We start from the raw sequence: 21,842 nt of genomic DNA, 5'->3' as shown, positions 1-21,842 counted from the left end.
CCCCTATTTTTTGTTCAGTCGAACCCTAGGGTCAACGACGCCGTATAACAAGTCGACAATCAGATTGATCAGAACATATGCCCCGGCGATTAACAATACAGCTCCTTGGATAACTACGTAATCCCGGCGCTGGATTGAGTTGACAATTAGTTGACCGATACCTGGTATATTGAAAACCACTTCTGTCACAACGGCTCCCGCAATCAATGTACCAAAGGATTGGCCGATCACCGTTAAGATTGGGATAAACGCATTTCTGAAAGCATGCTTGAAGATGACCACGCGTTCTTTCAGCCCTTTGGCGTGAGCTGTTTTAATATAGTTCATATTCAAAATATCAAGCATGGAGGAACGAGTCATCCGTGCAATCAATGCTGCCTGGATTGCTCCCAGCGTAATAGCCGGCAGAATAAGAAACTTCAAATGGTTCCAAAAGCCTGTACCCAAGGGCTGGTATCCCGCCACAGGAAGCCATTGCAATTTGACAGCAAACAATAGGATCAGCAAAAGCCCCAAAAGAAAGCTCGGAATGGAAATCCCCAACAGGGCAAAGACCATGAAAAATTGATCAATAGCTGTCCCTCTTTTTGTTGCGGCAATGATTCCAAATGGAATTGCAATAACAATAGAGATAATCTGTGCTAGTATTGCCAGAGAAAGGGTTGGGCCAAGATGGCTTAAAAATGCCTCCATAACTGGCATATCCATAAATGGAGACCACCCCAAGTCACCCTTAAAAATGCCTCCAAACCAAATAAGGAACTGCTCTAAAATGGGAAGATCAAGGCCCATTTCCTCTCGAAGCTTATCAACATCTTCAGGAAGCGCCTCCGGTCCCAGAATAATGGATGCTGGATCCCCTGGGGTAAGGTGAATTAAGAAAAAAACGACAATTGCCACGACAAGCATGACGGGGATAAGTGACAATAGCCTTTGTAAGATATAAAGTCTCAAAGCCATCCCTCCTCCATTTTTTGTATTTTTTCTATAAAAAATTTTCTGTTTACAAACAAGCCAAAAGTCAGGACCCCTTTCAATTCTAAGAAGTTCCTGACTATCAACAAACGGCTTTCATTTTTAATTTGAAGTTACAATAGCAGAACCAACTCTTATATCCTTTTGTACAATGCCATCTTTGATAACAACCTGTATGTTGTCTGTATCTTGTAAAGCTTTAATATTTGTAAGTGGATTTTCTTTTACAATTATGACATCAGCCAATTTTCCTGCTTCTATTGATCCTAGGCGATCTTCCCATCCCAAAAGCTCCGAACTCACTTTTGTAGCTGAGAGAATAGCCTCCATAGGAGTCATTCCAATGTCACACATCAATTCCAACTCTCTTAGATTTGTACCATGTGGGAAGCATCCCGCATCAGTTCCCATCGCAATCTTAACTCCTGCTTTATGTGCCTTCGCTATGCTTTCTCGGTGAACATCCGCTACTTCACTAGCTTTCTTCATTACATAGTCCGGCAAGTTAGGTGTTTCCAAAACTGAAACAGGCGCCAGTAAGGTCGGAACCAAGTAGGTACCATTTTCAAGCATCAATTCAATCGTTTCATCATCCAAGAAGATACCATGTTCTATTGAATGTATACCTGCCTTAACCGCATTTTTAATAGATTCTGCACCTTGTGCATGTGCCATGACCTTCAAATTCTTTCTAAAGCGTGCTTCTTGAACAATGACTTCCAGTTCCTCTTGAGAAAACTGTGTGAATTCAGGATGATCCGTTGGACTTAGCACTCCGCCGGACGCGTGCACTTTCACAACCTCGGCCCCTGCACGGAAGATTTCACGGACTTTTTTGCGAACCTCTTCCGTACCGTCGCAAATACCGCTTGGCATTCCAGGGTAACTAGGGGTAGTCGTGTCAATCCCGGATAAGTTCCATGAGTCGCCATGCCCACTTGTTGTTGTCAGAGCATTGATACTAATTTGCATACGCGGCCCTGCCACAAGCCCCTGTTCAACAGCCGCTTTAAGACCAGCATCAGCTCCTCCTGCATCACGAACAGAGGTAATACCAGCGTCCAATGTTTTACGCATAAATGAGATGGACTTATAAAATTTCATTGAAAATGGTGTCAGGATCTTCTCCTGCGTGCTTCCCACTTGAAAGGTCAAATGAAGATGCGAATCGAAGAATCCTGGAAGAATATATCCCCCATCAGCATCAATCACTTCAGCATCATCGACTTGTTTAATTTGATTAATTGCTCCTGCATCCACAATTGTATTGTCTTGCAATAATACAGCCGCATTTTCAACCGTTACTTCACCATTGACGTCTATCAAATTTCCGTTCTTTATCAGTTTATATGCCATTTTGACTCTCCTTCGTTGAAAAATTAACTTGAAAGAGTTGTCTCTCGAAGAAAGACAACTCTTGTGATGAGTTATTTCGATACACTTGTATTCCAGAGAACTGGGCCATCAAAGACTGAGAAGCCGTCAACCTTATCTGATGTGGTAATAAAATCATAATGGAAACCGATATTGGAGACAGGAAGATATTTATGCCATCCATAATCTTGCAGTTCCTTAAATAAGGCTTTAGCTTTCTCCTGGTCGTTGGATGTTTTGATGTCATCAAGCAGCCCTGCTATTTTTTTATCATTTGTAAATCCATGTTGGTTATTGGTCAAATATAAAACTTGTGAAGGTGTGGTAACTGTTGAGAAACCGATGACAAGTAAATCCCAATTGTTTGGATCATTTTCACGGTCTAACAAAGTCCCCCAGTCATAGACTTCTAGTTTTACATTTACTCCAATCGCTTTCAATTGGTCCTGCAATACAACCGCTGCGTTATATTGGTAATCATAATCACGTGTAACCATCAGCTTGACTTCTTCGCCGTTATAGCCTGCTTTCTTCAACATTTCTTTAGCTTTGGCTGTATCGCCTTGGTTGTAGACGTCCTTACCGCTATCGTTGTACCAGTTTGTTTGTGCTTTATTCATATAGCCTGCATCAATTTCGTAAAGGTCGGAGTGACCAAATACCGCTAGCATAACCTCTTCTGAATTGATCGCTGTATTTACAGCTTCCCTCAATTTAAAATCTGTGAAAGGACCTTTTTCTTTGTTGTATACAAGCGTTATATTTCCGTATAGATCTTTATAAGTTTTTAAAGATTTATCATCAAGTACTTGCTCATAGTTATCATTTGATACCGAAAGCGAAACGTCATATTGACCGGTTTGTAAACCAGCTAATCTAGTTGCCGGATCTGTCACAATATCAAAATATAGGTCATCAACAAGTGCTTCTTTTTTTCCAGAAAGGCCGTCAGCCTCAGTATCCAAAGAACTGTAACCTTCAAATTTAGTCAAATGAATGAATTGGTCTTGCGACCATTCTGAAAATTTAAAAGGTCCAGTGCCTATGTATTCCTTCACTCCATCTTTATCTGCTTTTTCAATGATCTCTTTAGGCATAATAGCAGAAAATTGTTTTGGTGAAGCAATAACTTCTAGTGTATCTAATGTCGGTTCACTCAGTTTCAATTCAACTGTATAATCATCAGCTTTTTCAAATTGCGAATCTCCAAAAGTCGCTTTGGCAACTGAGGATTGTTCAATCCAGCGATTCATAGATGCCACGACGTCATCTGCAGTCATTTCTTCCCCATTATGGAATTTGACGCCCTTACGCAGATTAAAAGTATATGTTTTTCCATCGTCACTTTTATCTACGGAATCTGCAAGCATAGGGACAGGCTCAAAATTAGAATTTAATGTTAAGAGCTGTTCGAATATATGTCTTGCTACCTGTTTGGTCGATGCTCCCGGTGTCATCATTGGATCAATCGTAGGCGGTTGACCAGTAAGAGCCACGCGCATTTCCGATGCTGTTTCCTTTTTCTTTTTATCTTTATCTGACGAACCGTTGCCACATCCGGCCATCACCAATGTAAATGCAGCAGTTAATAGAACTAAAATTTTCCATGTCTTTTTCACCGAAAAGATACCTCCTGTTGACTTTACATAAAATTTTCAGAATCTTCCAGATGTATAGAGACCTTTCATGGGGATCTTTTCTACCAAACTACTTTCTCAAATATACGATTACTAAGACGAGAATATTGGTTAATTTTTCTGACAAATTAGACATATTGATAGAATATTAACCCATGAAACGAGAATCAGAATCACCGTTTAAGAATAAATCTTCTGAATATAAAGACCACAAAAACTAAGCTTTAATAATCATAAAGCACCATCACTTCTATATCCGAAAGTATACTCCTAATGCTGTCCTGCTTTATTGCCCAAATTCGCCTTCGCCCTTTTTGAAAATATGAAAAACTACCCATAACAAAATCTCTATTCTGAAAAAACTATAACTTACATATTACTAAATTCGACTTTATTTGGCAATAAGATCGATAGAACGATTTGGAGTTGTCGAACTTCCTTCAGTGAATAACCTGCCGACAAAACTTGGCTCAATTCACAAAAACAAGGTACTGCAAAAGCTCTATCTTTTTACAAATATAGCCCAAACATATAAATTTTAGTAATGTTATCGGCGATTTCGGAAATTGATTTCGTATTACGATCAGTAACAATCTCCCATAAAAATCTTTCACCAGAAAATAAAAGTATCCTTGCCACAATTTCATTATCAATATTCAGTTTTGCAAGGTTGGTATCTTTAGAAAATTGAATATCTGAACTAATTCGATTAATAAATTCATTTAAAATTTCTTCCCATCTTTCTCTAAGTAACTTAGATACACTAATCGCTTCATACAAAGCGACTAAAAGTTCTTTATGCTTATTGGCTAAAGAAATAAAATCAAACACCTGTGTTCTAATAATTCGGAATGCTTCTTCAGTTGTTTTAGGTTTAAAGTCTATATCCGCAACCGCGTAAAATTCATTCATTATTTCATGCATTAGATCAGATAATAATTCATCCTTGCCCCCTGGAAAGTGGGAATATATTGTACCGCGCCCTGTACTCGCCTCCTCATTTATTTTTTGTATCGTAGTATCATGATATCCTGACTCCAAAAAAACCTTTTTAGCTGATTCAATGAGTTTTTTTCTCGTCCGATAAGAGCGTTGAAGTCGTCTATCCCTTCTCATAATGCACCTCGTTATTTTTTTGATTACCTTGACATGTACTGCTTAATATAATATCATAACCTCAACAATTTGACGCTCTGTCGAATATTCAGATTATTAAGAAAGGGGTGTTGTTATTGAACCGGAAAATTGGATTGATTGGAGCCATTTCGACACTTGTAGGAACAATGGTGGGAGCAGCTGTCTTTGTATTGTTAGGTCCATTAGTTAATCAGACTGGCCCATCGCTTGTTCTAGCCTTTTTATTAGGGGCAATTCCAGCATTTTTTGGAAGCGCTTACTACATTCAACTAGGTTCCATGTTCCCGAGCTCAGGTGGCAGTTACATTTATGCAAGTCGATTATTAAGTCCAACATTCGGAGTGCTGGCAGGATTATGCATGATATTTGCCGGTATTGGGGCAATTGGGATGCTCGCACTGGGTTTTGTAAATTATCTAGGTTTTTATTTTTCAAGTTTACCCGTGTTAACTACTGCGCTTGTAACTGTCTTTGTTTTTCTGCTCATTAACTTTTTTGGAATACGATTTTCAAGTCTACTGCAAGTTGGAATGGTCATTTGGATGCTATTAGCACTGGCTATTTACATTTTCGTCGGATTGTTCGGTCAACTTAGTGGAGATTTGACAGCTGTGGATAATGGACCTTTTATGAGAGGCGGGATTACCGGATTGTTTATGGCAGCGGTTCTTTCTTTTTATTCTTATGCTGGTTATGGCATCATCACTGAAATAGGCGGAGAAATACAGAATCCGCAAAAGAATACACCAAGAGCTATCGTGATTAGCTTAATACTTGTTACGTTGATTTATATGGGCGTAAGCTATGTTTCCACAACGATTATTCCAATCGATGAATTTATCGGATTCAGTGCATCTATTCCAATGACAGCGGAACTCTTTCTGCCAAATTGGATTGTTAATTTTATTGCACTAGGTGGATTGCTGGCAATCTTTACAACCTTAAATGCCATTTTATTGGTGATTCCACAAGAGTTGTATGTGATGGGGAAAGAAGGCGTTTTTTCTCAGCAATTTACAAAACAACATCGCAGGTTTCAATCTCCTTATATCTCCCTCATTGCGATTGGTTTCATTACAATGTTTTTACTAATAACAGGACTGAGTGAAACAACGTTTGCGACAATGACGATTGTTGGATTGCTCCTAGGCGGTGTTTTGATGGGGTTTTCAGCTTTAAAGATTTTCAAAAAAGCTCCGAAGCTTTATGAGAACTCAGCTGTAAAGATTCCTAAGCCATTGCTAATCCTGCTGAGTATTTTCGGAATAATCAGCAGTTTATTATTTGCATTGCTGGCTATTCTTGATGTACCCATTGTCGGGGCATTGGTGCTGGGTATCGCAGTAATCGCCATCGTCTATTGCAAGGTAAAAGATATTAATAATAATAGGTTCGGCTTTAATGAGGCGATCGATGATGTTCAAAACGAAGTAATGGAGGAATACAAATGAAAGATCCGTATTTGGCGACTGAATGGGTTGATCAAGCAACAGGTGCGAAGGGATATTTTGTGATTGACGAAATGAAAAACGATTTCTGCGCAGGTGGAATTCGGATGAGAAAAGGGGTCACAAAAAAAGAAGTCGAGAGGTTAGCACGAATCATGACGATCAAAATGGCTGGATTGGGAGTGCCACTGGGTGGCGCAAAAGGCGGCATAGATTTCCCTTCTGATCATCCAAAAAGTAAAGAGGTTTTAAAACGATATCTTAAAGCACATATCCCATATATTCGGGAATATTGGTTAACGAGTGAAGATTTAGGTACAAAAGAAGAAGATATACTAACCATTTTAAGAGATCTAGGATTAAAGTCTTCTGTTCACGCTTTTATTAATAAACAGGAAAACAGTGCAATTTTAACAGAGAAATTACAAAGGGCAATGTCAGCTAATTATGACGGAATGAAGTTAACCGATCTCGTAACTGGTTATGGGGTAGCGGTTGTGACGTTGGAGGGATTAAACCATTTAGAAATAAAAAGAAATCACGCAAAGGTCTCGATACAGGGCTTTGGTAGTGTAGGAGCCAGCGCCGCAAAATTTCTTTTTGAAAATGGCGTGAAAATAGTGGCAATCGCAGATTGGAAAGGAACTATTTATTGCAAAGATGGACTAGACATCCCTCTTCTTTCCGGTTTAAAAGATAATACAGGGATGATATCAAGAAATGGCCTCCCTCCAGAGTATGAACAATTACCAGGGAACGCCTGGTTAACTGTTCATTCAGATGTATTAATCCCAGCAGCCGTTGCTGATGTGATCCATGCTGATAACGCCGGTGATCTAAATGTGAAATTAATCATTGAAGGGGCTAATCTTCCAGTAACGAGTGAAGCAGAACAATTGCTGTTTGAACACGACATAATGGTGATTCCAGATTTTATTGCAAATAGTGGTGGTGCAGGTCTCTTTGTATCAATCCTATACGGTGATGTGAAAGGTGAAGCATCTGAGATTTTCACATTTTTAAGAGAGCAAATGTCGGAAACAACGAAAAGGATCTTAGATATCGCAAAGAAGGATCAGCTTTCACCTCGTATTGCAGCAAAGCAACTAGTTGATCGATTAGAGCAACAAACAAAACAGGGGGTGTAGATTCAAGTATGTACAACCTAACTTTTACAGATATCGGAGAAGGTCTTCATGAAGCTGAAATACTAAAATGGTTTGTCGAAATCGGTGATAAAGTTGAGATTGATCAACCAATTGCGGAAGTGCAAACCGATAAGGCCGCCGTTGAAATTACCTCGCCAAGAAGTGGAATCATTCATGCCAGAAATGGTGAAGAAGGCGATTTAGTAAAGGTCGGAAAAACACTAGTTGAGATTCAAACCGAATTTGATAGCACTGTGGCAAGCAACGCTGAAATAGAAATTAGCCGGAAGGGAAATTTTGAAGCAAAGCAAGAGAGATTTCCTAATTTAAAAAAGTCACCCAATGACAATAGAATTCTAGCGGCACCGAGTGTTAGAAAATTTGCCCGCAGCCACGGTGTAGATATCAGTAGTATCCAGGGGACAGCGAAAAATGGAAGAATAGTAAAGCAAGATATTTCAAACTATTTAAATAGTCAAGGAAATGGAAACAACCTGTTCCTTAATAATAGTACGATTCAAGAGAAAAAGATACCTAGTCACATAGATCTGGATCAGGAAGATGAAGTAGTTCCTATTAAAGGACTCCGGAAAACGATTTATCGAAATATGGTGAAATCTGCTTTCACCATTCCACATACTACAGGAATGGATGAAGTAAATGTTGATAAACTCATTCAATTAAAGAACAAACTGAATCATTCCACCGCTTTAAAAATTACTTTTTTACCGATCATTGTAAAAATGGTTGTTGAAGCATTAAAGAAAAACCCAATATTGAATGCAACGATAAATGAAGACAGCCAAGAGATGATTCTAAAAAAGCAATATCATATAGGTATAGCAACCGCTACTGAAAAAGGTTTAATCGTACCTGTAATTCATCATGCAGATAAAAAAAGTATCGAGGAGTTAGCCACTGATATTCATGATCTTTCCAATAAAGCAAGGAATGAAAAATTATCACTGCATGAACTGCAAGGTGGCACGTTTACTATTTCCAATACAGGTGTTCATGGTGGATTTTATGCCACTCCCATTATTAATCATCCTGAAGTTGCCATTCTCGGTATTCATTCTATAAAAGAGAAGCCGGTAATTTTACCAAATAGGGACATTGGTATTGGGAATGTGATGGGGATGAGCCTGTCATTTGATCATCGGATCATTGATGGAGAACCTGCCGGAAGATTTTTGAATAACCTGAAACAATACTTTGAAAAACCTGAAACCTTATTATTAAAAATGAGATAGGGGTTATTTACATGTACGAGGAAAATCAATTAAATTTTGAACAAATTCAATTATTAGATGAACAAGGACATATGAAAAGTAAGAGCACAATAAGTGATGATACATTACTAGAAATGTATAGATGGATGCTAAAAGCTAGATTAATTGATGAAAAGCTACTAAGGCTGCAAAGACAAGGAAGAATAGGTACTTATGCTCCCTTTAGCGGGCAAGAAGCAGCACAAATTGGAAGCGCGCTCGCACTTGAGAAACATGATTGGATTTGCCCTAGTTACCGCGATCTCGCAGCATGTATGGTGCATGGAATGCCATTTGAACAAGTAATGCAGTATGTAAAAGGGCATTTACACGGCGGAAAAACTCCCGATGGAATCAATATCATACCGATTCAAATTATTATAGCTGCACAAACATTGCACGCAGTTGGAATTGCTTTTGCTTCCAAGTTAAAAAAGGAACAAAGCGTTTCCGTTAGCTACTTTGGTGACGGAGCAACCTCTGAAGGTGATTTTCATGAAGCTTTGAATTTTGCCTCGGTTTATCAACTTCCAGTCGTATTTTTTTGCCAAAATAATAAATACGCGATTAGTGTACCGCTTAAACAACAGATGGCTAGCCGCACTATTGCTCAGAAAGCCATCGCCTACGGCATGAAGGGAGTTCAAGTTGATGGGAATGATGTCATTGGTGTTTATGAGGTTATGAAAGAGGCAGTAGATCGGGCACGAAGTGGACAAGGTCCAACATTAATTGAAGCGGACACTTATCGTCTTGGACCTCACACAACATCAGACGATCCAAACAAATATCGCCCTAAGGAAGAGGAGCTAGAGTGGATTCGGCAGAAAGATCCAATCCTTCGATTACGGAAACTTCTAGAAGGGAAAGCACTTTGGACTTGGGGAAATGAAGAGAAATTAATCAATGATTTTCAACTTGAATTAGATAATCAGATACAAGAAATCGAGCAACATGATCCACCTAAAATCGAAGAATCTTTCCATTATGTCTATTCCAAGATGAATCCTCAATTAGTAGAGCAGCAAAAGATGATCAAATCGCTACAGCAAGAAAAGGCCGGTGATCTTCATGGCTAAAATGACAATATTACAGGCGATCAATCATACACTGGAATCGGAAATGAAGAGAGATCCGAGCATTGTAATGCTTGGTGAAGATATAGGACGAAACGGTGGAGTGTTTCGAGTAACAGATGGTTTACTAGAACAATTCGGAGAAGATAGAGTGATCGATACTCCATTGGCTGAATCTGCCATAATCGGAACTGCTGTCGGGATGAGCTTAAATGGATTGCGTCCTATTGCAGAAATACAATTCCTCGGTTTTATCTATGAAGCAATGGATCAAATGGCGAGTCAGGCTGCACGAATGCGGTTTAAGTCAGCCGGAAGATTTTCAGTTCCGATGGTGATTCGTTGCCCATATGGCGGCGGTGTAAAAACACCTGAGTTACATTCTGATAGTTTGGAAGCACTATTTAGCCACACACCTGGATTAAAAATTGTAATGCCGTCAAATCCGTATGACGCGAAAGGTTTGTTGATTTCAGCAATCCGTGATGAAGACCCGGTTCTTTTCTTGGAACCAATGAAATTGTATCGCGCTGCCCCACAAGAAGTACCTGAAGATGATTATGAAGTACCAATTGGTCAAGCAAAAATAATAAAAAAAGGGTTTCACGCTACCGTCGTCACCTGGGGACCACCTGTACCATTACTAAGAAACATTGTAGAAGAGTTTGAACAAGAGGACATCCACCTGGAGTTAATTGATTTAAGAACCGTCGCTCCCATAGATATTCAAACGATCCTGCAATCTGTTGAAAAAACAGAGCGGCTATTGATTGTACATGAAGCAGTTAAAACAAATGGTATTGGTGCAGAAATAGCTGCATTAGTTTCTGAAAAAGCCGTTTTTTCACTTACTGCTCCTATATTAAGAGTAACTGGTTTTGATACACCTTATCCTGTTGGAACAATCGAAGATGACTGGTTACCGAATCATCAAAGAATAAAAGAATCAATTGTCCAATTGTTGTCTTATTGATCATTAAAAATTTAAATCCCTAAATTGATCCTAGGCTGGCTGAAAAATTTTCGGCTTGATCGAACAGCAATCTAAATGTTTTTCGGTCGATTAATGAAAATTGCAAAACTAGATTGAAGGTGAGCGATGCTAGACTACTCCTGGTTAAATAATAGAAATAGATGACCGGATTGGTACGCCTTCCTGCAAATGCTTTTCCAAGCCAGGTTATCAAAGTCTCTTCAAAAAATGGGCATTAATAGGGCATCTGTTTCAAAAACGGAAAAATGGTCCTTGTTCCCGTATGTTCACAGAGTTTCGCCCCGTATTACAGATTTTAATGGCCGTTGAAAGAATCGTTCTTCATTGATTCTCCCAACGGCCTCTCTTTTCCTAATGTTTTTTTCAATTCTGCACACTAATTACCCTTGCTTAAAATAAATCGTTAGTTCATTATGTGAAATTGTTGCAGCCGCCTTTGCTTTTTTAATCAATAATTATCAATTTGCGCTCGCTGAATTTTTCCGCTGTAATCCACGTAGATGGATCTCCATTCGGTGAACACATCAAGCGAGGCAACTCCGGAATCACGGTGACCATTACCTGTTCCTTTCGTTCCTCCAAACGGCAGGTGAATTTCTGCCCCTGTGGTACCTGCATTCACATAAACAATACCAGTATCAAAATCGCGCATAGCGCGGAAAACTTTGTTTACATCGGCTGTAAAAATAGAACTGGAGAGTCCAAATTTCACACTATTGTTCACTTCAATCGCTTCATCCAAATCTTTTACCGGAATAAATGATACAACTGGACCGAAAATTTCTTCTTGGCCAATTCGCATATCAGATTTAACATCCGTGAAAAGGGTCGGCTGATAAAAATTCCCTTTATTCAATTCACTTTCCGTTGCGATATCGCCGCCTGCCAGAAGTTTCGCGCCCTCTTCTTTTCCGATTTTTACGTAGTCGTGAATTTTTTCCAAAGCGGAACGGTTAATGACAGGTCCCACATCAACCGACTCATCCAAGCCATCACCTAGCTTGAGGGTCTTCATTTTTTCTAGAACCTTTTGCTCAAGTGCCTCTTTGACAGATTCCTGCACAATGACACGACTGCAAGCTGTACATCTTTGCCCAGACGTGCCAAAGGCACTCCATACAATCCCATCCGCAGCTAGGTCCAAATCAGCATCCTCTAATACCGTTACAGCATTTTTCCCGCCCATTTCAAGTGACGTACGCTTTAGCAGTTCACCAGCGCGGCCATTGATTTTGGCCCCAACTTCATTAGAACCCGTAAACGAAACGAGGTCAATCCCCGGATGCTCTACAATCGCGTTCCCTACAACGCTTCCAGAACCGTATACAAGATTGAGGAGCCCTTTCGGAAGACCGGCTTTTTCATAGATTTTCACAAATTCAGCTGCCAAAAATGGCGTTTCAGATGCTGGTTTCCAAACAACAGCATTGCCTGCAACTAATGCAGGAAGCGACTTCCATGAAGCAATAGCGATTGGGAAGTTCCAAGGCGTAATCAGCCCTGCGACCCCGACAGGTACGCGGATACTCATGGCAAATTTGTTTCTCAGCTCGGATGGAACTGTTTCCCCAAACAGTCGGCGCCCTTCCCCAGCCATATAAAAAGCCATATCGATTGCTTCCTGTACCTCGCCTCGTGCCTCAGAAATAACCTTTCCCATTTCTTTTGTTAAAACCTGAGCCAATGACTCCTTGCGTTCTTTAAGCAAATACGCCACTTTATATAGAACATCTGCACGTTCGGGAGCCGGTACCAGTGCCCATTTCTTTTGCGCCTCCTTTGCCGCCTGAACCGCAAGGTCCACATCTTTGGCAGTGGAAACAGTCACTTCGCCTAGTACCTCACCGTTCACTGGATTCGTATTCTTGATAAATTCACCGGATTCGGAAGGAACCCACTCCCCATTAATATAGTTCACATATCGTTCCATGTTATCTGACTCCTCCATTCTTTCATTCTTTTTGAATCAAAGGGGTCTTGCCATTTATGCATCAATTATATCAATCTAAACGCTTACATACTATTATTTTACAATTTTATGATTAACGTGTACAAAAATGAATCATTAACGGTTTTCCTATGAACTGAATATTCAAAGGCTAAATAAGACAAAATATTACCTGGAGGTGAATGGAGTGGCAAAAAGAACTCAAAGCAATATAGAAGGCATGAATCCAGAAAAGAAGCAAAATTTTGGAGCGAAGATGGATTCAACTGAACCATTAACTGCGGCACAAAGACTCAACAACAAAAAAAGAAAGAAAAATCAGTGAAAATCTGGAAGCGAGCCATTTCGCTTCCAGATTTTTTATCGCTATTCCGTCCAAGAGCTTATTCAGCAAACTGTATGTTTATAAAAAAGCCCCATTGATTTCCCTATTATATAGGAGTATAGTAAAGATAGATATACAAATTCCATTCACTTTTTCTTTACGTTTTAAGGAAAATATCAATAGAGGTGTTGCTGTTTGTTTGCTGATGATCGATTTCGCGATTACCAGCCTGCAAGCCTCCGAAAAGATTTCATTTCCGGAATCACTGTCGGTATCGTGGCCATTCCTCTTGGGATGGCTTTTGCCATGGCTTCCGGCGTCAAGCCTGAATACGGCATTTACACGACAATTATTGCCGGATTGATCGTATCTTTACTCGGTGGCTCCCGCTATCAAATCGCGGGTCCTACGGGAGCTTTCATTCCGATTTTGCTTGCCGTAGTACTTCAATATGGTTACGAAGATCTGTTGATCGCTGGCTTAATGGCCGGGGTCATGCTTGTTGCTATGAGTTTTTTAAAACTCGGAAATCTGGTTCATTTCATTCCAAGGTCTGTTACAATCGGCTTTACAACGGGGATTGCCGTGATTATTTTCACCGGACAGCTTGGAAACTTTTTCGGTTTAGAGTTGGAAAGTCATGAGTATTTCCACCAAAATATGATGGAGTTTATCAGCCATTTTGGAGACACAAACGGATACAGCATTTTAACAGCTGTTATTGGTCTACTCGTCATAATTTTCGTGCCAAGATTTTTCCCGCGTGTTCCCGTTTTGCTTGTAGGGTTGATCATTCCCACCATATGCGCGGCTCTGCTTTTTCCAGGACAGGTTGAAACAGTTGGAACGGCTTATGGAGGTATCCCACAATCTTTACCGAAGCTTCAGTTTCCAGAAATCACGTTGGCAAAAATTGCTACATTATTCACTCCCGCGTTGATCATCGCTGCTCTGGGAGCGATAGAATCATTGCTATCTGCGGTTGTTGCGGATGGAATGACAGGGGATAGGCACAAATCCAATCGTGAATTGTTTGGACAAGGGATCGCCAACATCGTTACACCATTGTTCGGAGGAATTCCTGCTACAGGAGCAATCGCACGTACAGCAACAAACATCAAATCCGGTGCGGTAAGCCCATTATCTGGGGTCATTCACAGTGTTTTTGTGCTTTTGACATTGCTTTTATTTGCACCTTTTGCATCCTATATTCCACTTGCAGCCATGGCGCCGCTTCTCATGCTTGTTGCGTGGAATATGAGCGGGTACAAATCATTTAAACAAGTATTGCAGTTGAGGACAGGTGACTCGTTGGTCCTTGCAGTAACGTTTCTTCTGACTGTGTTCATCAACCTAACGGTTGCGGTTCAAGTCGGTCTCTTGCTTGCAGTCTTGTCTTTTGTAAAAAAGAAAAGCGAGCAGCTGCAAATCGACGATCCCGTCGACATCCACAGACAACGACAGGAATCCTTGGATTTGACAGCCCATTTTCAAATTAAGAAGTTCACCATTAGGGGACCGTTATTTTTCGGAACCGCGCAGAGCTTCGAACATTCTCTTATGGCTTCCATAAGGAGGATGCCTCGTGTCATCCTGCTCGACATGCAGTATGTAACGATGATTGATGCAACCGGTGAAGATAAGCTGGCGCTGGTAATCGATAGTATCAAAAAAGCCGGCAGCACTGTACTTGTGTCAGGACTGCCGGACTGGGGCATTGAGTTGTTCAAGAAAAGCGGCCTATATGAAAAGATCGGCGCTTCCTCTTTTTTTCCAGATGAAGCAAGCGCAAGAGAATCCTTCTTCCGAAAACAAGAAACGATTGAATCAAATGTAAGGGAATCACTCAAGCAAAGGTAAAAAACTGCGGAGTGATTCCCGCTTTTTTTTTGCAAATCTCCATTGAACATTGGCAAAAAAAAGGATGATTGTGCGATATTTCGATTAATCGTGCGAAAAAAGAAACAATCGTGCGGTATTCTGATTAATCGTGCGAAATCCGCATTTATTGTGCGAAAATCGATTTTATCGTGCGAACGCCCGCATCCTTACCTACCCATCACTCTTTCTGGCGATAAATGGCCACCAATTCGCTTTACCCAACATATTGATCAGCACTGGAACGAATAGCGGCAAGATGACCAATGCATAGAATAGTAGACCAGACAATACTAAAGTAGCTATTTGCAGCATCGATAGAACGCCCGAAGGCAGCATAGCCGCAAAGGTTCCTGCCAATATAACGGCGGCACTTATAATGACAGTGCCCATGTTTTTCATTGCAAGGATGATGCCTGTTTTTACATCTAACTCCTTATACTCTGAAAAGCGATCCATCAGGAAGATAGAGTAGTCGACGCCAAGGGCAATCAAGATGACAAATCCGAAAAACGGTGTAGCCCAGTTGATTCCCGGATATCCAAGTATATTAACAAAAATCACTTCAGTTAAAGCGATGGAAGAATAATAGGTTAAAAGAAGTGATGCAATAATATAAACTGGCATTACAAGTGATCGCAATAAAATAACCAAAATCAGGACGATTCCAATCATCATGAAGGTGACTGTTTTCGTATAATCCGAATCGGACATCGACTCCAAATCACGGTTCATGCTTGTGACGCCACCAACTCCGACGTTAGCCTGCTCAAGCTTTGTATCTTTCGTTGCTTTGGCTATCGTATCTTCAATGCTTGCAACCATATCCATTGATTTTTTCTCATATGGATTGGAATCAAGCACGATATCCATTGTTGTCATTTTTCCATCAGCAGACATGTAAATATCATACACTCTTTGAAAATCTTTATCTGTCAACAATTCGTCCGGAATATAAATACCCGATTGCTGCAAATCTGTATCTTCCGCTATGTCGTCCAGATGTTTTTTCGCTTTCCCGAAACCATCTTCTATTTTGTCAAGCCCGTCACTGCTTTCAGATAAGCCGTCGCCCAATTGATCAAGCTGACTGCCCATCTCGCCGAAGCCTGATTGAAGTTTTTCCTGACCGCTTGCAATTTCCCCCATTCCAGCTGCAATACCAGGAACTTTTTCAACGACCTGATGCTGGCCTGATGCCGCTTGCCCTAAACCTGACTCCAATTCTCCTAAACCATTTTCCACTTCTTTCAGTCCCGACGAAAATTGGCCCAAACCTTCAACAACTTCAGACAGATGCCCATTAGCTGTTGCCAAACCAGATTGAACCTTGCTCAATTCGCCATTTAACGCTGTAACAGTTCCTCCTGCAATGGCTACTTGTTTTGTTGCCTCCTCGATTCGCGACTGGATATCTGCAAAATTCGGATCGCCTGCAATCTCAGGATGGTTTTGGACCAGATTGCCAAGCGGCTCTCCAAGGCCCATTAACTGCTGCTGGGCTTCCTCCAGACCTCCAGGTACTTTTCCATATTCCGTGATTAGCTGTTCCAACCCAGTCTGCGCTTCCTTATAACCGTTTAGCAATTCTCGGGTTCCCGACTGAAGCTCTGAAGCTTGGTTGCTTGCCTGGGCTACCCCTTTTTTCAGTTCGACAGCACCGGCTGTTCCTTGTTGTATTCCATTCTCAATTTCACTTAATGCAGTTTGTAATTGACCGACGCCTGATTGCAATTCTTTTGTTCCAGCTGTCAAATCACTAATGCCCGCAGTTGCTTTATCCATTTCTGGCTTGGAATCTTTGATGGAGGAAGCCGCATCATTCAGCCCGTCCTTGATCTTTGAAATACCTTCCGTTCCTTCGCCCATTCCCTTACCAAGTTCATCCACTTGTTTTTTCACGTAAATCTCTTCTATTTTGTCACCTGTAGGACGCATGACACTCCGGACTTTTTCAACGTGATCCAGTTTCTCAAGATCATTTCCGATTGACTCGATCAGTGTCAAATACTCTTTCGACTTCATTGAATCGTCATTTTCGAATACAACTTCTATCGGCATGATTTCTCCAGGACCGAAGCTGTCAGCTACAATATTGAACCCCTCGACAGATTCATATTCATCACCGATTTCATCCAGTGAGTTAAAAGACAATTCACCGTCATAACTAACTAAAAGAGGTACAGTGAAAATCGCGACAATCCCTAAAGCAATCAAAGGACGAGTAATCGCAAGCTTGCCCATCCATCCCCAAAGTCTGCTCTCTTTATGAGAAATATCTTTCTTTACCGGCCAAAACAGAGATTTTTTCAATGTCATCATAAAAAATGGAACAATCGTAAACAATGCGAGAATTAGTACGAAAACACCGACTGCAACACCGACTGCCGATTGATACAGATTAAATGTCGCAAAGCCAATCGAAGCAAAACCGATCATTACAGCAACCGCACTGTAAATCACCGTTTTTCCAGCTGTTTTATAAGTCGCGACAATTGCCGAAGGGATATCCTGACCTGTCGACAACTCTTCTTTATACCGGCTTAGCAGTAAAATGCAGTAGTCTGTTCCAACGCCAAAAAGTACAGCCACCATGAAGGTTTGTGTAAAATTGGAAACCGGAAAATTAAGACCATCAATCAAAAATGCTACAATTGTTGAACTTACTAAGTACGTCATTCCAACAGTCAACAATGGAACGAATGGAGCCACCGCTGACCTAAAGACAAGAAGTAAAACAACCATGATAAAAATAACTGTGATCACTTCTGTTTTTTTAAGACCTTTTTCAGAACTGATAATCACGTCTTCATTGATTAGCGAATTCCCCGTCATGTATGTGTCAACGTTTTCTGTTTTCATTTCCTTTCCCAAAGGATCACGGACATCTTTCACTTCCTTGCCAGCCATCTTAACATCGGCTATCGCAATCACTGTATCCCCATCTTTTGAAACAAGCTGACTCTCCAACTCCTTGTCATCAAAGTGAGTCGTAATTTCTTCAATACCCAGCTCTGACTTTTTCTTCTCCAATTTCTTGGTCGTTGCCTGGATATTTTTAAGCTGTGACTTGGATAGTTTTTTATCATCATGAAAGACAATAATGAACGCTTCTGTCCCTTTTTCCTTCGTTGAATGCTTGTCAATGATATCGGATGCAACTGAAGAAGGATATCCATCCGCGATTGTTAATTGTCCCTTATCCCTGACAAGCTGATTCATGTCAGGCGAATTCATGGCCAAAACAACAGCAGCAATAATCCATAAGACTAAAACCAACCATCTGAAACGTAAAATGCTTCTCATGATCTTTCTCCTTCGTATCCCTCAATATAGCCGGCAATTTTCTCAAAAACTCTCACGAAATTTTCCATCTCATCCTTTGAAATATCGCGGATAATCGCTTCAATAAACTCGTTGATTTTACTTTCAAGGACCTGATAAGACTTCACTCCCTTTTCAGAGAGCCTCAAATAAACATTCCTGCGGTCCTCTTCATCCCTTTCCCTCTCCAGTAAACCTTTTTTCACAAGCTTATCGACTCGTACTGTGATGGCGCTTCTATGTACAAAAAGCTGATCAGCTAATTCAGAGGCGCGGATCGGTCCATTTATGTAAACCATGCGAATGAGTGTGAATTGCTCAAGCGACAACTCCTGTAAAAGCTGTTCCGATACAAGGGTCGATATTCCTTTTCTCCCATGCAGCATAATACTCATGAAACGTTCGAAGATTAATTGATTATTGTCCAATTTAGTTCTCCCCTTCAATAGTTGACCCCATAAACTATATAAAAAAAAGAGTTATGTGTCAATCAAGAAAATGGCAGAATAATAGATTATATGCTGCACTAGCAGACATTATTTTTGCAGACAAAAACCTGCCCGGACATCAGGCAGGAATTGTTATTCATGATTAAAAAGTTGTCATCTTTTCAACAGGATTGGTTCTTTCCCGTTTTCTGCGCCCAACGATTTCTTCGTCAAAGTATCCAAAATGCAGAACACCGACGATTTTTTCACCCTTTTCTACCCCAATTGCAGAACGAAATTTTGGGTCATGGATGTGCGCAGGCGTTTTCCAGCAGACCCCTAATTCTTTTTCCCAAGCAAGAAGCTGAAAATTCTGCAATAGACAGCTTGTTGCAGCAAAATCTTCTTCCCAAATTTTTTGACGCGGGTCATCATTCATCACCGCGATTAAAATAGCAGGCACTTCTTCGAATTTCCTTTTTGTTGCAGCATGCTTTGTAGGCTCTTGACATTCCAAAACCGCATCGACAAAAGCTTCCTTCCTGTTTCCAGAAACGAAAATGAACCGCCATGGTTCCCGATTTTTATGATTGGGCGCCCAAACAGCATCCTCCAATAAAGATAAAACGAGCTCCTGGCTTACTTCTTTATCAACAAAACCTGTTTTTACAGTCGTTCTATTACGAATAACATCCGCAATCGAGTTTGTTGCAAGCACTTTAACATTACCCCCAAGTCTTAATTGAGAATCTCTATCATTCATCTTATCATGAACGTCTTTAATTTCAAAAGGTTTTCATCCTTTAATTAGTGACAATGCAGAAGTACATTCACCTGAAAGCGTATATGCCTGTAAAATTCTCATTTTCGGTATCTCTATAACTTCTATGTTACTGTGGATAGTCGCTATCGGTTCATCCTTTCTCACTTTATCCCCAATTTTTTTATGTAGAACAACACCGACACTCAAATCGATCACCGAATCCTTCGTAACACGCCCCGCACCAAGCAGCATGGCGGCTGTGCCGATTTCATCAGCTGCAATGCCTTTCACGAAACCTGCCTCCTCAGACAAAACTGGAATCTTGTACTTGGCATTAGGAAGCTTCTCCGGATGGTCGACCACTGAAGAATCTCCACCCTGCGCCGATAAAAAGGTTTTGAAAGCCTCCACTGCTTTACCGTTTTCGATCACTTCTTCAAGCATGGCATGCGCTTCAGTTTCTGTTTGCGCTTTTCCTGCAAGAACAACCATCTTGCTGCCAAGAACAAGACATAGCTCATGCAAATCAGCAGGGCCCCTCCCTTTCAAAGTATCGATCGCTTCTTTCACTTCTAATGAATTTCCGACTGCAAATCCTAGTGGTTGATTCATATCGGAAATCACAGCGGCTGTCTTCCTGCCAACCTTCTCTCCAATTTCAACCATTGTTGAAGCAAGGGCCTGGGCATCTTCTATCTTTTTCATAAAAGCTCCAGAGCCTACTTTTACATCCAAAACAATAGCATCCGCACCAGCTGCAATTTTTTTGCTCATAATGGAGCTTGCGATGAGAGGGATTGAATTGACAGTTGCAGTTACATCACGAAGACTGTAAATTTTTTTATCTGCCGGTGCCAGATTCCCTGATTGACCAACAACGGCCAGTTTATTTATATTCACCAGATCGATGAATTGTTCCTCTGACACTTCCACATGGAATCCTGGAACAGCCTCAAGTTTATCAATAGTTCCTCCTGTGTGGCCGAGTCCCCTCCCTGACATTTTCGCTACTGGAACTCCGACCGCAGCCACAAGCGGAGCTAAAATCAAAGTGGTTGTATCTCCCACTCCACCTGTAGAATGTTTGTCGACTTTAATCCCGTCGATTTTGGATAAATCAATTTGCTCTCCCGATTCCGCCATAGCCATCGTCAACTCTGCTGTTTCTTCCGCTGTCATCCCTTGAAAATAAACAGCCATCAAAAAAGCAGATATCTGATAATCAGGGATTTCATCCTTACTATAGCCGTCAATTACAAAACGAATTTCCGTGGGTGCGAGGGCCAATCCCTCTCTTTTTTTTTCAATAATATCTACCATGCGCATAAACTGACCACTCCTTTGGCAAAATATTCATTAATGTGATTATCAGTTGAATAGCGCTCATTGTCAAAAAGACTCTTTACAAACAAAGGAATACCTACTATAATAAATTTATAAACTTACAAAAAGTAACCTAAACAGGAGGAATTATAATAATGGCTAATTCTACATGGACACTTGACAAAGCACACAGTGAAGTTGAATTTTCAATCCGACACATGATGATTTCTAGAGTTAAGGGAGGATTCAGAGATTTCGAAGCTGAAATCGAGGCAGATCCTACAGATCTAACATCTGCAAAAATTCAATTTACTATTGATATTGCAAGCATCGACACTGCCAATGAGGACCGCGATAATCATCTCCGTTCCGCTGACTTTTTTGAAGTAGAGAAATACCCAAAACTCACTTTCACTTCAAGCGATATTAAAAAACAAGGTAATGATTATGCCGTTACAGGGGATGTTTCCTTGCATGGTGTGACAAAATCTGAAACATTCATCGTAACTTCAGGCGGAGTAGTGAAAGATCCAATGAGCGGTGCACAAAAAGCCGGTTTCAGCGTAACAGGAACTATTAAAAGAAGCGATTATGGCTTAACATGGAATGCTCCATTGGAAACAGGCGGAGTGCTTGTCAGTGATGATGTAAAAATCAGCATGGAAGTTCAAGCTTCACAAGCGTAATAATATAGGAAAGCTTTCAGCACCATGTTCAGAGCGGCTTCTTTATTGTCTAGGCCCCTGGACACGCGCCATTAAGTAAAACACCCACGCGGAAATGAAAATCCGCG

At 40.7% G+C, this 21,842-nt stretch carries 17 protein-coding genes; 8 read left to right on the top strand and 9 right to left on the bottom strand.

From position 1 onward, the window contains the following. Positions 1 to 3 precede the first annotated feature (3 nt). The 4 genes from H9631_RS12860 to H9631_RS12845 all read right to left on the bottom strand — a co-directional run bounded on the left by H9631_RS12860 (position 4) and on the right by H9631_RS12845 (position 5,102). Complete coding sequence (locus tag H9631_RS12860) at positions 4 to 954, bottom strand: ABC transporter permease (protein WP_191813403.1); 951 nt, start codon at positions 952 to 954, stop codon at positions 4 to 6. A gap of 123 nt (positions 955 to 1,077) precedes the next feature. Then, positions 1,078 to 2,331, bottom strand: coding sequence for a metal-dependent hydrolase family protein (locus tag H9631_RS12855; protein ID WP_191813401.1), 1,254 nt, complete (start codon positions 2,329 to 2,331; stop codon positions 1,078 to 1,080). A 71-nt stretch (positions 2,332 to 2,402) separates the two neighbouring features. Continuing rightward, complete coding sequence (locus H9631_RS12850) at positions 2,403 to 3,968, bottom strand: ABC transporter substrate-binding protein (protein WP_191813399.1); 1,566 nt, start codon at positions 3,966 to 3,968, stop codon at positions 2,403 to 2,405. Between the two features lie 528 nt (positions 3,969 to 4,496). Beyond that, positions 4,497 to 5,102, bottom strand: coding sequence for a TetR/AcrR family transcriptional regulator (locus H9631_RS12845; protein ID WP_191813397.1), 606 nt, complete (start codon positions 5,100 to 5,102; stop codon positions 4,497 to 4,499). 116 nt (positions 5,103 to 5,218) lie between these two features. Between H9631_RS12845 and H9631_RS12840 the strand changes: the two genes are divergently transcribed. From H9631_RS12840 to H9631_RS12820, 5 genes are read left to right on the top strand one after another with little or no spacing between them, the layout of a single operon-like run. Then, a complete protein-coding gene (locus H9631_RS12840; protein WP_191813395.1) occupies positions 5,219 to 6,574 on the top strand; it encodes an APC family permease in 1,356 nt (451 codons plus the stop codon). Beyond that, positions 6,571 to 7,719, top strand: a complete 1,149-nt coding sequence (locus tag H9631_RS12835; protein ID WP_191813394.1) for a Glu/Leu/Phe/Val family dehydrogenase — start codon at positions 6,571 to 6,573, stop codon at positions 7,717 to 7,719. Before H9631_RS12840 ends, H9631_RS12835 begins: the two co-directional genes overlap by 4 nt. A gap of 8 nt (positions 7,720 to 7,727) precedes the next feature. Further along, positions 7,728 to 8,972 carry a dihydrolipoamide acetyltransferase family protein gene (locus H9631_RS12830; protein WP_191813392.1) on the top strand — a complete coding sequence of 415 codons (1,245 nt, stop codon included), beginning with the start codon at positions 7,728 to 7,730 and terminating at the stop codon, positions 8,970 to 8,972. 11 nt (positions 8,973 to 8,983) lie between these two features. After that, entirely contained in the window at positions 8,984 to 10,069 is a 1,086-nt protein-coding gene (pdhA, locus tag H9631_RS12825) for a pyruvate dehydrogenase (acetyl-transferring) E1 component subunit alpha (protein ID WP_191813390.1), read from the top strand. After that, positions 10,062 to 11,039 (top strand): alpha-ketoacid dehydrogenase subunit beta, encoded by a 978-nt coding sequence (locus H9631_RS12820; RefSeq protein ID WP_191813387.1) that lies wholly within the window; start codon positions 10,062 to 10,064, stop codon positions 11,037 to 11,039. The genes pdhA and H9631_RS12820 overlap by 8 nt, the downstream gene beginning before the upstream one ends. Positions 11,040 to 11,508: 469 nt before the next feature. Here the strand turns inward: H9631_RS12820 and H9631_RS12815 are convergent, their stop codons facing one another. Then, complete coding sequence (locus H9631_RS12815) at positions 11,509 to 12,990, bottom strand: aldehyde dehydrogenase family protein (protein ID WP_191813386.1); 1,482 nt, start codon at positions 12,988 to 12,990, stop codon at positions 11,509 to 11,511. Between the two features lie 205 nt (positions 12,991 to 13,195). Between H9631_RS12815 and sspO the strand changes: the two genes are divergently transcribed. Next, positions 13,196 to 13,333: a small acid-soluble spore protein O gene (gene sspO / locus H9631_RS12810; protein WP_191813384.1), complete on the top strand. Its 138-nt coding sequence runs from the start codon at positions 13,196 to 13,198 to the stop codon at positions 13,331 to 13,333. A gap of 195 nt (positions 13,334 to 13,528) precedes the next feature. After that, on the top strand, positions 13,529 to 15,193 hold the full coding sequence (locus H9631_RS12805; RefSeq protein ID WP_191813382.1) for a SulP family inorganic anion transporter: 1,665 nt from the start codon (positions 13,529 to 13,531) through the stop codon (positions 15,191 to 15,193). 192 nt (positions 15,194 to 15,385) lie between these two features. On the opposite strand, the gene H9631_RS12800 is transcribed toward H9631_RS12805, so the two are convergent. The 4 genes from H9631_RS12800 to H9631_RS12785 all read right to left on the bottom strand — a co-directional run bounded on the left by H9631_RS12800 (position 15,386) and on the right by H9631_RS12785 (position 21,052). Beyond that, positions 15,386 to 18,517, bottom strand: a complete 3,132-nt coding sequence (locus H9631_RS12800; RefSeq protein ID WP_191813380.1) for an MMPL family transporter — start codon at positions 18,515 to 18,517, stop codon at positions 15,386 to 15,388. Then, positions 18,514 to 18,963, bottom strand: coding sequence for a MarR family winged helix-turn-helix transcriptional regulator (locus H9631_RS12795; RefSeq protein WP_191813378.1), 450 nt, complete (start codon positions 18,961 to 18,963; stop codon positions 18,514 to 18,516). The genes H9631_RS12800 and H9631_RS12795 overlap by 4 nt, the downstream gene beginning before the upstream one ends. Before the next feature lie 163 nt (positions 18,964 to 19,126). Continuing rightward, positions 19,127 to 19,681 (bottom strand): nitroreductase family protein, encoded by a 555-nt coding sequence (locus H9631_RS12790; RefSeq protein ID WP_318246807.1) that lies wholly within the window; start codon positions 19,679 to 19,681, stop codon positions 19,127 to 19,129. A gap of 78 nt (positions 19,682 to 19,759) precedes the next feature. Next, the gene (locus H9631_RS12785) at positions 19,760 to 21,052 is read right to left on the bottom strand and encodes a pyrimidine-nucleoside phosphorylase (protein WP_191813374.1); all 1,293 of its coding nucleotides are present in this window, start codon (positions 21,050 to 21,052) and stop codon (positions 19,760 to 19,762) included. Between the two features lie 152 nt (positions 21,053 to 21,204). Between H9631_RS12785 and H9631_RS12780 the strand changes: the two genes are divergently transcribed. Further along, a complete protein-coding gene (locus H9631_RS12780) occupies positions 21,205 to 21,735 on the top strand; it encodes a YceI family protein (protein ID WP_191813372.1) in 531 nt (176 codons plus the stop codon). Positions 21,736 to 21,842: the final 107 nt, after the last annotated feature.

It is taken from the genome of Bacillus norwichensis, from assembly GCF_014836955.1.
Classification (GTDB): Bacteria; Bacillota; Bacilli; order Bacillales; family Bacillaceae_C; genus Siminovitchia; species Siminovitchia norwichensis.
This window is presented reverse-complemented; position numbering and strand designations above follow the sequence as displayed.

Bases quoted from the DNA above. Each gene is read 5' to 3' on its own strand.
- H9631_RS12855 (WP_191813401.1), bottom strand. From the start codon at position 2,331: ATGGCATATAAACTGATAAAGAACGGAAATTTGATAGACGTCAATGGT.
- H9631_RS12845 (WP_191813397.1), bottom strand. From the start codon at position 5,102: ATGAGAAGGGATAGACGACTTCAACGCTCTTATCGGACGAGAAAAAAA.
- H9631_RS12835 (WP_191813394.1), top strand. From the start codon at position 6,571: ATGAAAGATCCGTATTTGGCGACTGAATGGGTTGATCAAGCAACAGGT.
- H9631_RS12830 (WP_191813392.1), top strand. From the start codon at position 7,728: ATGTACAACCTAACTTTTACAGATATCGGAGAAGGTCTTCATGAAGCT.
- pdhA (WP_191813390.1), top strand. From the start codon at position 8,984: ATGTACGAGGAAAATCAATTAAATTTTGAACAAATTCAATTATTAGAT.
- H9631_RS12820 (WP_191813387.1), top strand. From the start codon at position 10,062: ATGGCTAAAATGACAATATTACAGGCGATCAATCATACACTGGAATCG.
- H9631_RS12815 (WP_191813386.1), bottom strand. From the start codon at position 12,990: ATGGAACGATATGTGAACTATATTAATGGGGAGTGGGTTCCTTCCGAA.
- H9631_RS12800 (WP_191813380.1), bottom strand. From the start codon at position 18,517: ATGAGAAGCATTTTACGTTTCAGATGGTTGGTTTTAGTCTTATGGATT.
- H9631_RS12785 (WP_191813374.1), bottom strand. From the start codon at position 21,052: ATGCGCATGGTAGATATTATTGAAAAAAAAAGAGAGGGATTGGCCCTC.
- H9631_RS12780 (WP_191813372.1), top strand. From the start codon at position 21,205: ATGGCTAATTCTACATGGACACTTGACAAAGCACACAGTGAAGTTGAA.